Annotated in this window: 17 protein-coding genes, 3 riboswitches and 1 other annotated feature; of the genes, 15 read left to right on the top strand and 2 right to left on the bottom strand. The window is 39.9% G+C overall.

Annotated features, from left to right (window positions below; translation table 11 throughout):
• Positions 1–82: 82 nt before the first annotated feature.
• Positions 83–188, bottom strand: a riboswitch (SAM riboswitch).
• A gap of 285 nt (positions 189–473) precedes the next feature.
• From ACFQRG_RS02905 to ACFQRG_RS02850, 12 genes are all read left to right on the top strand, one after another.
• Positions 474–1,844, top strand: coding sequence for a purine-cytosine permease family protein (locus ACFQRG_RS02905; protein WP_380963451.1), 1,371 nt, complete (start codon positions 474–476; stop codon positions 1,842–1,844).
• Positions 1,845–1,886: 42 nt separating this feature from the next.
• Positions 1,887–2,098, top strand: a riboswitch (cobalamin riboswitch).
• Between the two features lie 149 nt (positions 2,099–2,247).
• A complete protein-coding gene (locus ACFQRG_RS02900; protein WP_380963449.1) occupies positions 2,248–3,225 on the top strand; it encodes an ABC transporter substrate-binding protein in 978 nt (325 codons plus the stop codon).
• 47 nt (positions 3,226–3,272) lie between these two features.
• Positions 3,273–3,944 (top strand): adenosylcobinamide amidohydrolase, encoded by a 672-nt coding sequence (locus tag ACFQRG_RS02895; RefSeq protein ID WP_380963447.1) that lies wholly within the window; start codon positions 3,273–3,275, stop codon positions 3,942–3,944.
• The gene (gene cbiB, locus ACFQRG_RS02890; protein WP_380963445.1) at positions 3,937–4,902 is read left to right on the top strand and encodes an adenosylcobinamide-phosphate synthase CbiB; all 966 of its coding nucleotides are present in this window, start codon (positions 3,937–3,939) and stop codon (positions 4,900–4,902) included. Before ACFQRG_RS02895 ends, cbiB begins: the two co-directional genes overlap by 8 nt.
• Positions 4,880–5,956: a threonine-phosphate decarboxylase CobD gene (gene cobD, locus ACFQRG_RS02885; RefSeq protein ID WP_380963443.1), complete on the top strand. Its 1,077-nt coding sequence runs from the start codon at positions 4,880–4,882 to the stop codon at positions 5,954–5,956. Before cbiB ends, cobD begins: the two co-directional genes overlap by 23 nt.
• Complete coding sequence (locus ACFQRG_RS02880; RefSeq protein WP_380963441.1) at positions 5,950–6,540, top strand: bifunctional adenosylcobinamide kinase/adenosylcobinamide-phosphate guanylyltransferase; 591 nt, start codon at positions 5,950–5,952, stop codon at positions 6,538–6,540. Before cobD ends, ACFQRG_RS02880 begins: the two co-directional genes overlap by 7 nt.
• Positions 6,506–8,020: a cobyric acid synthase gene (locus ACFQRG_RS02875; protein ID WP_380963439.1), complete on the top strand. Its 1,515-nt coding sequence runs from the start codon at positions 6,506–6,508 to the stop codon at positions 8,018–8,020. Before ACFQRG_RS02880 ends, ACFQRG_RS02875 begins: the two co-directional genes overlap by 35 nt.
• Positions 8,017–8,823, top strand: coding sequence for an adenosylcobinamide-GDP ribazoletransferase (cobS, locus tag ACFQRG_RS02870; RefSeq protein WP_380963437.1), 807 nt, complete (start codon positions 8,017–8,019; stop codon positions 8,821–8,823). Before ACFQRG_RS02875 ends, cobS begins: the two co-directional genes overlap by 4 nt.
• Positions 8,781–9,425 carry a histidine phosphatase family protein gene (locus ACFQRG_RS02865; protein WP_380963435.1) on the top strand — a complete coding sequence of 215 codons (645 nt, stop codon included), beginning with the start codon at positions 8,781–8,783 and terminating at the stop codon, positions 9,423–9,425. The genes cobS and ACFQRG_RS02865 overlap by 43 nt, the downstream gene beginning before the upstream one ends.
• Entirely contained in the window at positions 9,359–9,796 is a 438-nt protein-coding gene (locus tag ACFQRG_RS02860; protein ID WP_380963433.1) for a hypothetical protein, read from the top strand. The genes ACFQRG_RS02865 and ACFQRG_RS02860 overlap by 67 nt, the downstream gene beginning before the upstream one ends.
• 12 nt (positions 9,797–9,808) lie before the next feature.
• A complete protein-coding gene (locus tag ACFQRG_RS02855; protein ID WP_380963431.1) occupies positions 9,809–10,396 on the top strand; it encodes a cob(I)yrinic acid a,c-diamide adenosyltransferase in 588 nt (195 codons plus the stop codon).
• 46 nt (positions 10,397–10,442) lie between these two features.
• Positions 10,443–11,156 (top strand): ATPase, encoded by a 714-nt coding sequence (locus ACFQRG_RS02850; protein ID WP_380963429.1) that lies wholly within the window; start codon positions 10,443–10,445, stop codon positions 11,154–11,156.
• Here the strand turns inward: ACFQRG_RS02850 and ACFQRG_RS02845 are convergent.
• Positions 11,153–11,773, bottom strand: coding sequence for an NAD(P)-dependent oxidoreductase (locus ACFQRG_RS02845; RefSeq protein WP_380963427.1), 621 nt, complete (start codon positions 11,771–11,773; stop codon positions 11,153–11,155). The two genes, ACFQRG_RS02850 and ACFQRG_RS02845, sit on opposite strands and share 4 nt — an antisense overlap.
• Positions 11,774–12,244: 471 nt before the next feature.
• Here ACFQRG_RS02845 and fni point away from each other — a divergent pair, with 471 nt between their 5' ends.
• Together fni and ACFQRG_RS02835 are read left to right on the top strand one after the other, a co-directional pair.
• Positions 12,245–13,288 (top strand): type 2 isopentenyl-diphosphate Delta-isomerase, encoded by a 1,044-nt coding sequence (gene fni, locus ACFQRG_RS02840; RefSeq protein WP_380963425.1) that lies wholly within the window; start codon positions 12,245–12,247, stop codon positions 13,286–13,288.
• A gap of 115 nt (positions 13,289–13,403) precedes the next feature.
• Complete coding sequence (locus tag ACFQRG_RS02835; protein WP_380963423.1) at positions 13,404–13,766, top strand: DUF4383 domain-containing protein; 363 nt, start codon at positions 13,404–13,406, stop codon at positions 13,764–13,766.
• Between the two features lie 98 nt (positions 13,767–13,864).
• On the opposite strand, the gene ACFQRG_RS02830 is transcribed toward ACFQRG_RS02835, so the two are convergent.
• Positions 13,865–14,875 (bottom strand): hypothetical protein, encoded by a 1,011-nt coding sequence (locus ACFQRG_RS02830; protein ID WP_380963421.1) that lies wholly within the window; start codon positions 14,873–14,875, stop codon positions 13,865–13,867.
• 588 nt (positions 14,876–15,463) lie between these two features.
• A riboswitch (Lysine riboswitch) is annotated at positions 15,464–15,649 on the top strand.
• 153 nt (positions 15,650–15,802) lie between these two features.
• Between ACFQRG_RS02830 and ACFQRG_RS02825 the strand changes: the two genes are divergently transcribed.
• Positions 15,803–17,263 carry an amino acid permease gene (locus tag ACFQRG_RS02825; protein ID WP_380963419.1) on the top strand — a complete coding sequence of 487 codons (1,461 nt, stop codon included), beginning with the start codon at positions 15,803–15,805 and terminating at the stop codon, positions 17,261–17,263.
• Between the two features lie 84 nt (positions 17,264–17,347).
• Positions 17,348–17,569 (top strand) — a binding site (T-box leader).
• The last annotated feature ends 74 nt before the right edge of the window (positions 17,570–17,643 follow it).

Raw genomic sequence — 17,643 nt, 5'->3', positions numbered from 1 at the left:
TTGTATGCAAGTATGAGAGGCCAAATAAAAGACCTCATCTTTCCAATAAGAAGAGGTCTTATAAAATATATAAGAAACGCCCTTCTTATCTTCCAAGCCTAAAGCTTGCTGGATTTGGCACAGCACTCTCTGTGGAGTCCGCTGCCGAGACTTCATCGGGCCAGTCCCTCTGTCTCTCTTGATAAGAAGATTTATTTAGAAGATGTTCAAACAGTCCGGGAAAAATAGCTGTCGAAGCGGTATAGTGCTCCTGCGCCGAAGATTACTCACAGAAGTATTGCCGCTTCTCGTCGCAACTCGTAGTAGTTCGAGATGTAACGCTCGTTCCTCCTTTTTGAACAATCACTTTAAATTCATTTTTAATACTATCTTACAATAAAGCGTTTAGGTTATAATGTCAATTGGAAAATTTCCATTTTGAATGGTTTGAAAATTCTAAGGCTGCGGAATCCAAAAATGGGGGAATTTTTAAAATGGACAATAATAAGCCGGTTATACTGCCGCTGGAAAAAAGAACCGGAAAACAAAAAGAGCTTTTTTTCATATGGTTTGCTTCAAATATTGGCATTTTAGGATTGGTTTATGGCGCTATTCTCGTTAGTTTCAAACTGAGTTTTTTACAATGCCTTTTAGCCGCGGCTGTCGGTTCTCTATCTTTTGCATTGGTAGGGTATTTAGGTATACCTGGAAAGGGGGCTGGGGCATCGACCTTTGTATTGTCGAGGGCAGCCTTCGGAATAAAAGGAAACTATATCCCTACTTTAATTGGATGGATAAACCTTGCAGGGTGGCTGTCAGTCGGTGTTGTAACAGGTACATTAACTTTATTATCTCTATTTGGCGCTTTTGGTTTTAGTTCTACTAAAACGTTAACAGTCATCAGCTTAATTATTTTTTCAGCTTTAATTATTGTATCAAGTATTTTTGGTCAAGAAACGCTTGTAAAGATTCAAACATGGTTTACATATGTATTTGGGATATTGACGCTAGTCGTCTTATTACTTTTAATACCAAAAACGAATTGGGGCGAATTATTGAGTATGAAGAGCGGAGAATGGCTGGGCAGTTTTCTGCCGGCTGTATCCATTATCATGGCAGGTACGGGCATTAGCTGGACTATCGCGGCAAGCGACTATAGCTGTTATCAAAATCCAAATAATTCTTCGAAATCAATATTTGCAAGTATCACTTTAGGGGCGTTCATTCCTTTATTCGTTATAATAGGTGCCGGTGTTCTGATGACGACTTCAGTATCTGGATTATCCACATCATCAAATCCAATCGATGCGATTAGTCATGGATTGCCTAAATGGATGATCATTCCCTATTTTATAACAGCGCTTGGCGGCTTAATCCCGCAATGCATCATTGCTTTGAAATCTGCAAGGGTCAATTTAGAAACGCTGAATATTAAAGTTAATCACGCATCGGCTGTCACCATACACGCGTTAATTATGATATTCTTCACAATATATGTTTTGTTTATTTCTGAAAATTTCTTGGGAAATTTTCAAACGTTTCTCGGGCTCCTTGGGGTTGGGCTTGCATCATGGGCCGCAACATTCCTTATTGATTATATTTGTATAAGAAAGCGAGAGGGCTATGAATTAAGGCTGCTGACGGATAAGGATTATAATCAAGTAAACTATCGAGGTGTATTTAGTTGGTTGATAGGGGTTGTCTTCGGGCTGTTATTTACAAATTCACCGTTTTTTAACGGACCGTTTGCTATAGGGATATTCAGGGACAGCAGTTTAGGAGTCATCCTGGCTTTTGTTGTCAGCGGATTAATATCTCTCATACTTATTTCTTACAGTTCTAAAAAAGTTAGGAGAAATATATAAAATTTTAGGAAACCTTAGTATAATAGATATTAAGCCAAAAAGTACATAGGTTATGATTCAGGTGCTGAAAGCTTTGCTTGCAGCTTAAAAGGGAAGTTGGTGAAAGTCCAACGCGGTCCCGCCACTGTAAATGGAAAGCGGTCTAAGAATGCCACTGTATGATCGAAACGCTTAACGAAGTTAAGTGTTCATATGGGAAGGTTTAGACTGCAATGACCATGAGCCAGGAGACCTGCCTGATTCAGAACACCAATGGCCTACGCGGATAGGGAGGTGTTGTTTAAAAACAGTGCACATTATTTAAAATAATGAGGATTTCTTATGTTTTTAACACACGCGGCGCATCTCCAATAGGCAGGGGATGTTTTTTTAATGCCATTAAACAGACGAGGGGGAACTTTCAGTGAAAAAAAGATTACTGGCGTTATTCTTAACGCTTATGGTCATTTTTGGCTTATTAGCAGGGTGCGGAACAAGCAATAATGACCAAAAAGCTAACAAAAACAGTCAATCCAAAACCGAACAAACGGCCTTTCCGGTAACAATTAAAGATGGTCTCGGGGATAAGGTAACGATTAAACATAAGCCTAAAAGAATCGTCTCGCTTATTCCAAGCAATACAGAAATTGCCTTTGATTTAGGTTTGAACAAGCAAATAGTTGGTGTCTCAGATTTTGATAATTATCCTAAAGCCGCTCTTAAAAAGACAAAAATCGGCGGGGAAAACATGAATGTGGAAAAGATAATCTCGTTAAAACCTGATCTTGTCTTAGCTCATGCATCATCTGCTCATAACAGCCGGGACGGCTTAAAGCAGCTTCGTGAGGCAGGTATTCCGGTTCTTGTTGTGAATGATGCAGAAAGCTTCAATCAAGTCTATCAATCTATTCAAATGATTGGACAAGCGACAGGGACAAATAAAAAAGCGGATCAAATCATAAACGATATGAAATCGAAAGTGGCTGCTATTCAAGAAAAAGCGAAGCAAGTGCCTAAAGATAAAGAAAAACGGGTCTATATTGAGGTTTCGGGGTCCCCGGATATTTATACCGCCGGTCAGGGAACCTTTATGAATGAAATGCTGAATATCATTCATGCGAAAAATGTTGCTGCTAATCAAAAAGGCTGGGTGAAGATATCGGAAGAGTCAATTGTGAAAGATAATCCCGATGTTATCTTAACGACATACGGTTATTATCAAAAAAATGCCGTAAAGAACTTATTGAAGCGTCCAGGCTGGGGTAATGTTGCCGCTGTTAAAAATAAGCAAGTCTATGATGTGAACAGTGACCTTGTTAATCGCCCGGGCCCAAGGTTGGTTGACGGCTTAGAGGAAATGGCTCAAATGGTTTATCCGGATGTATTTAAAAATAAGAAGTAAATCAACACAGCTTTTGAACAAGTCCTGATAGAAAGTGAGAGAACGGAATGATAAGCTCAAGCCTTCTTCAAGTAACAAGCGAACGGATTTTATTGGATTCACCTATTCAGCTTCGGACTTTATCTTCGGCAGTCATTGGCGGAGGAACGGGCTTTTACCGGACATTTGTCAATCGTCATGTTAATAAAAACTACTGTTGTGATAATCCCAAGAAGGAATTGCGGGATTATTTAGTAAAGCAAGGTCTTGATCCGGCTGATACACTGGCAATGATGACAGCCGCCCGGCTGGAAGACGCTGCTTATATGGATATTAATGAACAAGATTTCTCTGTACTCATCGCCGTAACAGCAGGCTTAAGCAATGCAGTCGATGCCGCCCATAGTAAGGCGCATCAAGTCCAGCCAATGAGCGGAACAATTAACACGTGGGTATTTGTGAACGCCAGGCTTGATGACCAAGCATATACACAAGCGATTGTTACGGCTACAGAAGCAAAAGTCCGCGCCCTGGATCATTTAAATATTAAAGATCCGGTGACGAATACTAGGGCATCAGGCACTTCAACAGACAGTGTGCTGGTTGCCGCAAGTCAACAAGGCTGTTATTTGCCATATGCCGGCACGATTACGCTGCTTGGGAAGGCGATTGCTTCAGGAGTTTACCAATGTACGGTTAAGGCCATTCAAAACTATCAATGTCGGATAAGTCATGATTAATCATCTAATTGCTATCACAATAGCTTATTTGATAGATTGGATTCTTGGTGACCCAAAGTGGCTGCCGCATCCCGTACGCTTTTTTGGAAAAGGCATTGCTTTTTTTGACAGGCATTGGAATATAGGGCGTCATAGAAAGGTAAAAGGGCTGTTAACGGTGATCTTGTTGCTTGTTATTGTGTTTGGGCTGAGCTTATTCATTGTCATACTCGCCTGCTGGGTTAATAAGTGGCTGGGTGTGGCTATCGAAGCTATACTCATTTGGACGACGATTGCAGCAAAGGGGCTGAAAGAAGCGGCGGAGCAGGTTTATGAGCCGCTGCAAAAAGGTGATCTGCCGCAAGCAAGAAAATATTTGTCTTGGATCGTCGGCCGTGATACAGATCATCTGCCGGAAGAGGAGATTGTCAGAGGGACTGTAGAAACGGTTGCTGAGAATGTTTCTGACGGTGTAACGGCGCCAATCTTCTGGGCCTTTATCGGCGGGGCGCCGTTTGCCCTTATTTACCGGCTTATTAATACTTGCGATTCCATGCTGGGTTATAAAAGTGAGAAATACCTTGAATTTGGTTTTGCGGCCGCAAAACTGGACGACCTTGTGAATTGGCTGCCAAGCCGGATAACTGCGATACTGATAATAATCGTAAATAAAGCTGTTCCGCCGTTAACCCGCTGGAAAAGTTTCGCCATATTAAAGCGTGATGCCAGGAAACATCCAAGTCCTAACAGCGGTTGGGGAGAGGCGGCTGTTGCTTCCCTTTTAGGCATTCAGCTTGGCGGCGTTAATTATTACAAAGGTGTTATTTCTAACCGGGCAAAACTGGGTGACCCGCTTTTTCCTTTAAGCACCGGACATATTCTTGATACTGTCAAGATGATGAAACGTACAGTATTGTCTTTCATCCTTGTACTTTGGCTAATTGGAGGAATCATTTATGCTGCCAGCTCATGGATCTAATCCCGAACATCTCATCAAACAGCTTGATATGGCTGTCCCGGAAAAATTAATAGATTTTAGTGTTAATACCAATCCCTTTGGCCCGCCGGCTGAGCTTCAATCCGTATGGCAGTCGCTGTACAAAGAAATTGCTGACTATCCTGACCCTTATGCAAAGGCATTAAAGGCTGGTATCAGTGCACAGGAACAAATAGACGGGAAACAGCTTCTCATTGGCAACGGCGCCTCTGAACTGATTCATTTAATTGCACGAATGTTTCAGGGGCGTCACGTTCTAATTGTTGATCCGACTTTTTCGGAGTATCGGACAACCTGTGAAGCCTATGGCTGTCATATAGCATCCTTTCAACTGAATGAAGATGACGGCTGGCAGCTAAATGCCAATCAATTATCAGAGGCTTTAAATGGGAAGGACGCCGTTTTTATTTGTCATCCGAATAATCCAACAGGTGTGACATATAGTCAAGAAACGCTGCTTAAAGTTATAGAAGAAGCGTCCAACCTGGGCGTTTATGTCGTTATTGATGAAGCTTTTTATGATTTTTGCATCGAAGAGATCTCAATGAGCAAATATGTAACGGATTATCGTCATCTCATTATCTTAAGATCACTTACGAAAATGTATGCCTTGGCAGGAATCCGCCTTGGCTATATCATTGCTGACGAAGCTGTGATTAACCACCTAAAGCGCTTTCAGCCCCATTGGAGTGTAAACACATTGGCGCAAAAGCTGGGTGAACTTTGCATAAAGCAAACAGCCTTTGTACACCAAACTAAAAATAATATAGGGCTTGAACGTTGCCGTTTATTTCCCGTTTTAAAAGATTTAGGTTATAGATTAAGTCCAAGCAAAGTAAATTATTATTTGCTCCGGGAAGAAACAAAAAAATCGGCAAGACCTTTACTGCGCTTTTTAATTGAGCGCGGCATTGCGGCCAGGCATACAGATAATTTTATAGGTTTAAACGGTAAGTTTTTGAGATGCGCCATTCGGACACAGTCAGATAATGATCAATTATTAAAAGCGTTAAAGGAATGGAAATCCATATGCTAGTATTTATAAGCGGCGGGGTCCGCAGCGGCAAGAGCAGCTGGGCCGAACGCCTGGCTGTAAGTAAAGTTTTGCAATTAGGAAATGGCAGGCTTAATTATATTGCAACTGCAGTCAGAACCGATAAGGAAATGGCAGAAAGAATTACTCACCATCAGAAAAAAAGGTCAGCGGACGGATTTCAGTGGCGAACATGGGAACAGCCGGAACGGATTGAAAAAATTGCAAACAATTTTACAGAACAAGATGTTGTCTTGCTTGATTGCTTAACAACACTTGTCAATAATGAATTCTTTTCTTTTTATAAGAATCAATCTGTGTTAAAAACCAGAATCGAAGCTATTATCTCGGGTATTAAACAAATGAAGGCACGAGCGGCTTTGGTCGTTGTCGTTTCTAATGAACTTTTTCAAGACATAACTGATTACAATCCATTCGTACTGGATTACTTGAAAACGCTCGGATATCTTCATCAAACAATAGTGAAAATAGCCGGAGCGGCATATTTACTTGAATTTGGGCGTGCGAGACTAATGAAAGGAGGAGAGGACCGTGAAAGGGATCATGATACAGGGAACAGGATCTGATGTTGGCAAAAGCTTTCTCGCGACAGCCTTATGCCGCATTTTTTATCAAAGAGGCTATCGGGTGACGCCGTTTAAATCACAGAATATGTCCAACAATTCCTATGTGACGGTTGACGGCAAAGAAATTGGGCGGGCTCAAGGTATCCAGGCGGAAGCGGCTCATGTTACGGCTTCTGTTGATATGAACCCGATTTTATTAAAGCCAAGAAATGATCGAACCTCTGAAGTTGTGCTGCTTGGTGAAAGTTACCAGGCTTATTCCGGGATAGATTATCGTGATCATTTTTATGAATTAGGCATTTCTGCCGTTAAGAAATCCCTGGAACGGTTAAATAAAGACTATGAACTGCTCGTTATTGAAGGGGCAGGCAGTCCGGTAGAAATGAATTTAAATGATCGTGAACTTGTCAATATGAAGGTAGCTGAACTTGCCGATGTACCAGTTATTTTAGTTGCTGACATTGAAAGAGGCGGCGTGTTTGCTAACATTGTCGGCACCTTAGAGCTTCTGACAGAGGCTGAACGGGCCCGTGTCAAAGGAATTATTATTAATAAATTCAGGGGGGACATGACGCTGTTTGAAGAAGGTGTCCGCTGGATTGAAGAGAGAACAAGTGTCAAAGTCGTCGGTGTTCTTCCCTATCTGCACGATCATAAAATAGAGAGTGAAGATTCACTGTCCATTGCCTCCAAATTTCTGAACCAGGAAAAGAAACCGATCGATATCGCGGTTATTAGGCTGCCGTTTATTTCGAACTATACCGATGTTGAGCCTTTTTTATATGAAGAGGATGTTTCGGTCCGGTTTGTCGGAGACACTGAAACGTTTGGCAGCCCGGATGCTGTGATAATTCCGGGTACCCGCAGTACAATCGCTGATTTAGACTTTTTAAAGGAAAAAGGTCTTGATGAAGCGATTGTTGATTATGCAAAAAGTGGCGGAACGGCAGCTGGTATTTGCGGCGGTTATCAGATGATGTGTGATCAATTAATTGATGAAGCGGGAACAGATACGGGTGAAATAAATAAAAAAGTTGACGGTCTGGGACTTATTCCGGCTGTGACGCGGTTTCAGCCCATTAAAAAAACAGTGAGATCAACAGGCGTTGTCCACCGGCGATCAGGGCTGATGTCAGTACCAATTGAAGGTTATGAGATTCATCTTGGCAGAACAGACATGTTAGATACTGATGAGCCGCCATTACCCTTTGTATCTTTACAAAATGGTGAAACCGAAGGTGTTTGCTACGATAAGGGAAGAATTATCGGCACTTATTTTCACCATCTATTTCATAATGATGAGTGGCGGACAGTATGGCTAAACCAAATTCGTAAGAAAAAAGGGCTTCCGGAACGTAACTGTCACAGGCTTCATCAATCGGGGGATCATCGGTTTGATTTGCTGGCAAAACAAGTTGAGACGTATTTGGATATAGATTATTTAACTGATTTGGCTATTAATTGGGAGAAACATGAATGATTAAGCAATCTAAGGTGTGGTTTGAGGGGATGATCATTGCACTGCAATTTTTTACGGTCATTCCTATTCATCAAACGATTGATCTTAACATTAGAAATATTCGCCGGGCTATTCAAGTTTATCCGATCGTTGGATTGTTTTTTGGCGGGTGCATTATCGGGATTTATTGGCTGGCTGATGTGTGGACGCCTTTTTCTCATCTGGCATTAACATGTCTTTTATTCACACTGTTTATTGTTGTTTCCGGAGGCATCCACCTTGATGGTTGGATTGATACAAGCGATGCTTATTTCTCCTACCGGGATCGTGATAAGCGGCTGGAAATTATGAAGGACTCCCGCGTTGGCGCCTTTGGGGTCATGTCCCTTTTATTTATATTAGGCTGGCGTTTGTTATTTATGTACGAAGGGCTCACGGCAATGAGTTTGTCTAAGTTGCTGCTTTTTGCGAGTATCCCTTTTCTGTCAAGGATGGCCATGGCGATGCTGTTAGTCTATAGTCCGTTGGCTAAAGACGAAGGACTTGCCGCATATTTTCAGCGCGGGTGCCGTAAAAAAGATGCAATCATATTCTTCATCTATATAATGATTTACTTAGTTATTATCGGGGTTATAAATATAAAAGCCTTTGTCTGTCTTTTGCTTTTAGTTATATGTACAGGTTTATTTTTCTTTATAAGCTATCGGTTTTTTAAGAAAAACTTTGGAGGAATAACCGGTGATACGTTAGGTGCCAGTGTTGAAGGGGCTGAGACATTTCTATGGATGATATTGTGGCTGTGTCGCTTATTCGTCATGGGCTGACAAAGAAAAATATTGAGAAACGTTATATAGGCTGGACTGATGAGCCGTTAAGTCAAAAGGGTATTAATGATTTATTAGACAAACGCCTAAATATCCCGAATCCTGATCTTGTCATCACAAGCGACCTGTGCCGTTCCGAAAAGACAGCCCGACTTCTATTCCCAGGGAAAAATTTAGTTTTGTCGAAACAGTTAAGGGAGATACATTTTGGAGAATGGGAAGGGGCGTCCTATGAAGAACTGAAGGATCTTCCCGGCTACAGGCAGTGGCTGGCGGATTTTAAAACTTATGCGCCTCCAAAAGGTGAATCTTATGCAGACTTTTCTTTTAGGGTATGGAAAGCGTGGCAAGAGATAACTTCCTGTTTTAGTCATTTAAAAGTATCTGAGATTGTTGTTGTGACGCATAGCGGGCCTATCCGTGAACTGTTGGCTCATGTTGCTCCTGAGAAAAGGCCCTTTTGGGAATGGCAGATTTCACATGGCAATGGTTACAGATTATCCGCTGACAGAACAAGGATGAGGAGGGGGGAGCGATGCACTTTGTTACAGGAGGTGCCTTTAACGGAAAACGCCGTTGGGTTAAAGAAACTTATCAATTAGAAAATAAAGTAAATGTCGGATGGCTTTCCGGCTATGATTCAAGCATACACCTTGATCAGTTAATGAATGTGTCCCATTTTCAGCTGATAACAGTGATTGAAGGCTGGGAGCAGTTCATCTGGCAGTCCCTATCCATTGAAAAAGATCCCCGGGGTTTCTGGCAGGATCTTATCCGCAAGTGGCAAGCTTGGGAGTACAGCGGTTCTAACCGCCAGATTATTATAATAGGCGTTGATATCTCGAAAGGGATTGTTCCAATAGAAGAAAAGCAGCGTCTCTGGCGGGATGTGACTGGCTGGTGCTATCAAGATGCGATAAAAAGGTGTTTGAAGGTTAATATCATTTGGTACGGATTATCGCAATGTTTATAAGGAGATGATTATATGAAAATTTATACTCGAACAGGTGATAAGGGAAAGACAGGTCTTATCGGCGGACGCGTGGATAAGGATGATGTGCGTGTTGAGGCTTACGGTACGATTGATGAAGTCAACAGCTTTGTAGGCAAGGCGATGACAGAGCTTAATGAGGACAAATTTAAAGATGTTTTACAAGACCTTGAAAAAATTCAACATGAGCTTTTCGATTGCGGCGGAGATTTAGCAAATGTAACATCACATCGTTCCTATAAATTGCAAAAAGAATCTATTGATGAACTGGAAGAGCGGATTGATCAATTTATTGCGGAAGCGCCAAATGTTGAGCGGTTTATTCTTCCCGGCGGCACAAGCGCGGCGGCAACAATCCATATTGCGAGAACCATTACAAGGCGTGCCGAACGCTTGATAGTAAAATTAACGAAAACGAGTGAAGATGTACCGCCGTTAGCACTCGCTTATGTTAACCGGCTGTCTGATTATTTCTTTGCTTTAGCCCGGGTGATCAATTTTAGATTGAATGTCAAAGATGTTGAATACGTTCGCAGTGCTAAGGTATTTAGGGACGGCAAACGGAAGGATAAAGAATATTAATTGGCTTAAAATCATTTGATCTTAGTGAAAGGATTGACAGATTCCTATGCGTGATGCGTCATTTTTTCCATTATCAGAAGATGAAGAACTCGTTATTACAGCAGATTGCGCCGGGGCAATCGGTGAGAAACAGTATGATGAAATTAACGTTTCATATGATGTTTTAGCATATGCCAGTTTGCGCGTCACATTAATGGAATGTCTTGCGGTTGGAGGCAGGCCTTTTGCTGTTATTGTACAAAATTTCGTTAATGGCCCAGTATGGCGGACTTTTGAAAAAAGCGTCACACAAATTTGCCGTGAATTAAAAATTCCTATACTGCCTATCATGGGCAGCAGCGAAACGAATTTTTCAATGCTGCAATCGGCGGTTGGTTTTACGGTGATTGGCAAGGCAGCCCGCTCCAAACGGCGAATCGCTGTGACACCGCCGGGAGCAGGGTTTGCCGTTATCGGCCGGCCGCTTGTCGGAGATGAAGTTATATCTCAAAAAAATGATGCAGCGTCATTAACACTTTTCAAACAGTTATGTCACATGGACGGCATTTATGAGCTTGTGCCGGTAGGGTCCAAGGGTATTGCCAGCGAATTAACCGGGCTGTTTAGTGATAATCATCTAAATATATCAGAGTGGTCCTGCAAACTCGATACAGAAAAGTCGGCAGGACCTTCGACTTGTTTTATAATTTCTTATCAAAAAAGCCGGGAACCGGAAATCAAAAAAGCGGCGGGGACATTATTTTATAAAATAAAAACCTAGTAGGCGATGCCAATCCGCTGTTTAATATGGCTGTCATCAAATAATTGAGAATAAGCAAATTCTGCAGTATCCCCGGCAGTAATTTTTTCACCGCCTTTTGGAAGAAAGTTTGCTTCTATACGAAATCTGCCTTCAGCATTGCCATCAGGCATATAGGTTGGGCAAATGACAGTCCAATTAAGATTGGAGTTATAAAGGTATTCAAAAGCCTTTTTATGTTCTTCAGAGGCCCTGGTCAAAGACCTTTTCGATTCTGATGATTGATAACGGTAGATGTCAGGGTTTTCTCTGCTGTTTAAGATTCCGGCTGTACCAATCGTTATAATCCTTTTCAAGCCTTCTTTTTTCATAGCTTCAATAATCAATGGCGCGCTTTTCGATAATGTTTCACCCCGATCTGTGCTTAAAGCGCTGATAACAGCGTCTTGCCCTTTAACGGCGGAAAGAATATCCCCTTTTTTTAAGGCATTGCCAATAAAGACTGATAGATTCGGATGTGAGATATTTAATCTTGAAGTTTCCCGCACGAAAGCGGTTACTTTATGTCCGTCCTTTAATGCTAACTTTACAACGCGATAACCAACACGACCCGTCGCCCCTAATACAAGTATTTTCATCTGAACACCCCAATTTTACATTCTATTCCTCTAATTTAATTATAACTGAATGGCTCTAAGTTAGTTTATGTAAATATTAAAAAGTTTAATAACGGTAAAGAAAACTTGGCTGGTGCCAAGTTGTACTTATACTTTCATCCTTTAGTGAAGTTAAATCTTCTGAAAGTGCAAAAAAAAAGAGGGCTATTAATTAGCCCAAGGAATAAAAATGTATATTGAACGGTGGGGGAAACCGTTGTAATTCTAGTATTGCCAAGTTTCATAGCTTTATACATATAATTTAAGATTTCAAGTATTTTTTTATGGATGTGATGGACCGTTATATTATAAAATATCCAGACATAATAATAGTTCTTTGGGTATTTCTTATTGTCTATCGTTTGTTGATAAGGTTAACATGATGAATAGACGAAACATATAAGGTAAATCTTTTTAATATACAGGAATTTTTTTCACAAAGGAGCAGTTACTTTGTCTGACCAACATTCAACAGAAAAAAGGAAATCCGAACATATAGACATTGCTTTAAATAAGCAAGTATCCGGACGGGGCATAACGACCGGGTTTGAAAACTTCCGGTTCATTCATCAAGCTTTGCCGGAAATCAATTTTAAAGATATAGATATTTCAACAACATTTTTAAATAAAAGAATTAAGGCCCCATTAGTACTTAGCTCAATGACCGGGGGGACTGAAAGAGCTTGGGAGATTAATTTGCACTTGGCTTCTGCAGCTGAAAAAAGAGGCTGGGCGGTAGGCACCGGGTCAGTCCGTGCCGCACTTGAAAACCCGGAGCTCGGATTTACTTACAATATGAGAAAAGCGGCACCGTCTATCCCAATCTTCACTAACTTGGGGGCGGTTCAATTAAATGCAGGATATGGTGTTGATGAATGCCGCCGGGCGGTAGATATAGTACAAGCAGATGCATTGGTGCTGCATCTTAACAGTATGCAAGAGGTCTTTCAAACAGAAGGTGATACGGATTTCACCGGTCTATTAAAAAAGATTGAAAGTGTGTGTACAACACTTGAGGTGCCCGTCGGCATAAAGGAAGTCGGCATGGGCATTAACGGTCAACTGGCTAAACAATTGTTTGACGCCGGAGCGTCATTTGTTGATGTTGCGGGCGCCGGCGGGACCTCCTGGATTCAAGTTGAAAAGTTTCGTTCAAAAGACCCTGTCCGAATTCAGGCTGCTGAAGCTTTTTACGATTGGGGCATTCCTACGTCTGATTGTATTGTTGATGTGAGGAAGGCTATTCCCGACAATCAAAAAACTTTGGTTGCGAGCGGGGGATTATATACAGGTGTCGATGCGGCAAAAGCAATAGCAATAGGTGCCGATCTGGCAGGGTTTGGGCGGTCAATTTTGAAGGATGCTGTTGAGTCGGAAGAAGCCCTTGACAAAACACTTGAGCGAATTGAAATGGAACTTAAAATGGCGATGTTCGGGATTGGTGCCCATAACCTGGAAGAGTTGAAATTGAGTCCGCTGATTAAAAAGATTGATTAAAGTAAACTAGTAGTATAAATCAACGCATTATAACAGTATAAAATGCGCCTTAATTGGAAAGGATTGTTATCGTGAAATTAAATTTAGCAATCTTTTTTAAAGAGGTGAAAGTTTTATGGCAAAGCATACAGTGCGTTTACTAGGCTTTATTTTTCTTGTCATAGGAATAGTCGGATACTTTGTGCCGTTTGAAGGGTTTTTCTCATTAACGATGAATCACAATATGGTGCATCTTATTTCCGGCATTGTGATGCTGCTTAGCAGCAGTAATGAAGCGCGCAGCTCATTATGCGCGAAAGTATTCGGAGCTATCTACTCGCTAATGTTTTTGGCGGGTTTATTTACCCAAAATATTATGGGTATGATGCTGCTTCCGGCAGACACGGTTCTGCATTTAATCATTGCGGCTGTCTTATTGTTCGCCGGCTTCAAATCAGCAAGTATGTCAAGAAACAAGTCAAAAGATACTTCGATGTAAACTCTGTATAGCCTCCCGTTAGAATGGGAGGCTTATATATGAGAATTAAATTTTAATAAAAAATTCACATTGAAACTCATTTATTACTTAATGTCCGTTTACCTTTTTAGTTTTTCATTAAATTTTGTCGAGAAATATGATACAAAAAAGCCTACAAATATGGCTGTAAATATATATCCTAATAAGTACTCTAGCAAAGTAATTAACGTTAATGGATTCTGTATATTAAATTTAGATTGTAAAGAGAATAAAGGTGTTAAACCCATGCTTATCATATAATACAGATGTTTCCATTTGAAGTTATGGTTTAGTAAAATTACTTCCTTCGAAGAGAACATATTGAAAACATCATTATGTTCTAAATAATATGAACCAAAAGCCACCCCAATTATGAAGAAAACCCAACAGATCATAAATAAAAAGATTATTATATGAAATAACCAATTCCTGGTGCTATCAATTGCAAATTTTAAATATAAACAAGAATAAATTGTTGTAAGGATTACAGTAATTAATAAAGAAAATAAATTACCCCCGTTATTTTCAATATTAACTTCAAGAATAGTAATACAAAATAAAGCCAGAAGGCATAGTTTTATATAGTTTGAAAATATGACAGTAAAAATCTTATGAATTTTGTTTGGGAATTTGTTTGACTTTACAGTTGAAACTTTTAAAAATGGAGCACTTATGTATTCTCCAAAACCATAAGCTAGAATAATAATCATTATAATAATTAATATTCTTAAAGCTAAGGGCATTCTATTTAAATAAAGCCCAAAAGTGGCAAAGAAAACTACTGTTCCAAAGGATAATCCATAAATGACTAATCGCCATTTTGTTTTAGATAAGGTACTAAGTACAAAAATACTATTAAAAATTTTATTACGATATTTATTGCTTAATTTAATTGCATTAAGTACCTCTCTACCCCTTTTAATTGAACTTTTAAAGTCATCAATCCAATTAAAAAAACTCCTCTTAAAATTAAATTTATTTAAGGCAATTTGTTTTTTTATATACAGTAAGAGACTTACAAAAATTGAAAAAAGACTATATAATATTGCCATTGTAGCCAAAAACAAAAATTCTATTTCAACAAAATTCACAAAAGGTCCCCCTTTTAAAAGATTAAATCCTTGACTTTTTTAAACTTTATTATATTTTAATGTTAGAATATCTTACAAGAAAGAAAAGGTTTGTCTTTCTTCTTTAATTTGAAATCCCTATTGACTACTTAACTGAGCATATTAAATAAGTAAAAAAATACTGATAGAATGGTTTTTAATTTTTTTAAATTAAAAAGGTTTATCATTTTCATATTTGGGGAAAATAAAAGGATTTTCGAAGACTATTTTGAATTAGGTATAATAAAACCAAGGTTTTGTAATTTCTATCTTAACAACGCTTGTCATCATAACAAACTTACAAGCTTGTTTTCTTGGAAACATAAACCTTTTTACTAAATCTCTTTTATTAACATATCGCCATATGTTATTATATATAAAAAGTCTTATATTAATAATCTGGATATATCACTGGTTAAATTAGACAGAGGTCAATAAGCAGCAGCTGAAAACCGCCTATCGAACTATTTTATTGCCAGCGTACCATATACCATTGCCAATTTAAATATTGTCATATACAATGAAATTTTAATTGAATAGACACAAAATCCTCATCATATAAGTTAAGTTAGGTGAGGTAGAGGTCGCGGTTTTTATCAGTAATGCAGAGGAGACTAAGAGAAGTTTAAGAGTTTGCATGAAAGGAAAAATCGCCGAAGTTCATTCAGGTTTCTCTTACTGGACGGGCTGGGGCTGTTTCCGAATAGGGGCAGAACTGTCACGTGAGTAATCCTTGCGTGTTGAGCTATCGATGGAAGGTATGATGAGGGCTTCTTAATGCCGTCGAGAGCTTCTTTCGACGGTATTTTTTTACCCTTCTCCTTCCCATTCTAAAAGTGTGAGTTCAAAAGGGAGGACATGTTTCCCGGACTTTTTGAACATCCTCTAAAAGGAAAAGGAGATTTGATAATGATAATGGATGACAATCAGCCTGAAAATAATTCAAATGAGTTAAAGAGAGGCCTTAAGTCGCGCCACTTAACGATGATTTCGTTAGGCGGAGCGCTCGGTACCGGTATTTTCCTAGCCAGCGGCGGGTCGATTCATTCGGCCGGACCAGGCGGGGCGCTTGCAGCTTATCTAATTATTGGTATAATGGTATTCTTTCTAATGACCAGTCTGGGGGAACTTGCGGCTTACATGCCGACGAGCGGTTCATTCAGCACTTATGCTACCAGGTATGTCGATCCGGCTTTCGGATTTGCTTTAGGCTGGAATTATTGGTTTAACTGGGCAATTACGATTGCAGCTGAACTTTCTGCAGCGACACTTGTCATGAAATTTTGGTTTCCTCACAGCTCATCATTGTTTTGGAGTGCTTTGTTTTTAGTTATTATTTTTCTTCTTAATTTTTTATCCGTAAAATCTTATGGTGAGTCTGAGTATTGGTTTGCCTTTATTAAAGTTGCCACGGTTATCATCTTTCTTATTGTCGGTATTTTAATGATACTGGGTATCTTTCACAGCAATACAGTAGGGTTTAAAAACTTTACAATTGGAGATGCGCCTTTTCATGGCGGGATCCTTGCGACTTTCGGCATTTTCTTAGCGGCTGGATTCTCTTTCCAAGGAACCGAGCTTTTGGGTGTCAGCGCCGGTGAAAGTGATGACCCTGAAAAAACCGTTCCCCGCGCGATGAAAAGTGTTTTTTGGCGCATTCTATTGTTTTACGTATTAGCGATCTTAGTGATTAGTTTAATTATTCCTTACACAAATAAAAGCTTAGCAAGCGAAAGTGTTATGGTCAGTCCGTTCACGCTTGTCTTTAAAAAGGCGGGACTCGCTTTTGCGGCATCTGTGATGAACGCAGTTATTTTAACGGCTGTTTTATCTTCCGGTAACTCTGGATTATATGCATCAACACGTATGCTTTATGCACTGGCCAAAGAGGGAAAAGCACCCCGCTTTTTAACAAAAGTTAATAAACGCGGTGTGCCGATTTGGGCGCTTATTATTACGGCCTTAATTGGTGCGTTTGCTTTTCTTGCATCGATTTTCGGAGACGGTATTGTTTATACATGGCTCTTAAATATTTCCGGGTTATCGGGATTTATCGCTTGGCTTGGCATTGCAGTCTGCCATTATCGTTTCCGTAGAGCTTATGTTGCCCAGGGGCGGGATCTCAATGATTTGCCGTATCGTGCAAAATGGTTTCCGTTTGGTCCGATATTTGCATTTATCGTCTGTATGATTGTTGTTATCGGGCAGAATTATAGTGCCTTTCTCGGCGGACATATCGATTGGAACGGGTTATTTGTGTCCTATATTGGCATTCCGATCTTCTTAATAGTTTGGCTCGGATATAAGTTTATTAAAAAGACAAAAGTGATTCCCCTTAAGCAATGCGACTTTGATAGGAAGATAGACTAAGTAATGGCGATATTTTACATCTGATAATCAGTTGACAAAAAAGTAATTTGTTTTATACTTTTAAATATCTTAAACAACTTAGAATATCATTCGATGACAAAGAGAGTAGTTATTTTTGATGCAATAGCGAGCCGGGGAATGGTGGAAGCCTGGCGCTAGAAAATAATGAACCGCACTTTCGAGAAGCTGTTTGAACGACATCATGATGTTTACTAGAATTTGCCGGGGCATCCCGTTATCAGATATAAGAGGTTCTTCAATTGAAGAACTATTAGAGTGGTACCGCGGAAAAAGTCCGTCTCTTGATTAAGAGGCGGGCTTTTTTATTTAGTTATTATAGGTTATTATAATAATTGAAAAATTACAAAATATTTTCAAAC

Origin of the sequence: Scopulibacillus cellulosilyticus, from assembly GCF_042665295.1 — a bacterium.
Taxonomy (GTDB): Bacteria; Bacillota; Bacilli; order Bacillales; family Sporolactobacillaceae; genus Scopulibacillus_A; species Scopulibacillus_A cellulosilyticus.
This window is presented reverse-complemented; position numbering and strand designations above follow the sequence as displayed.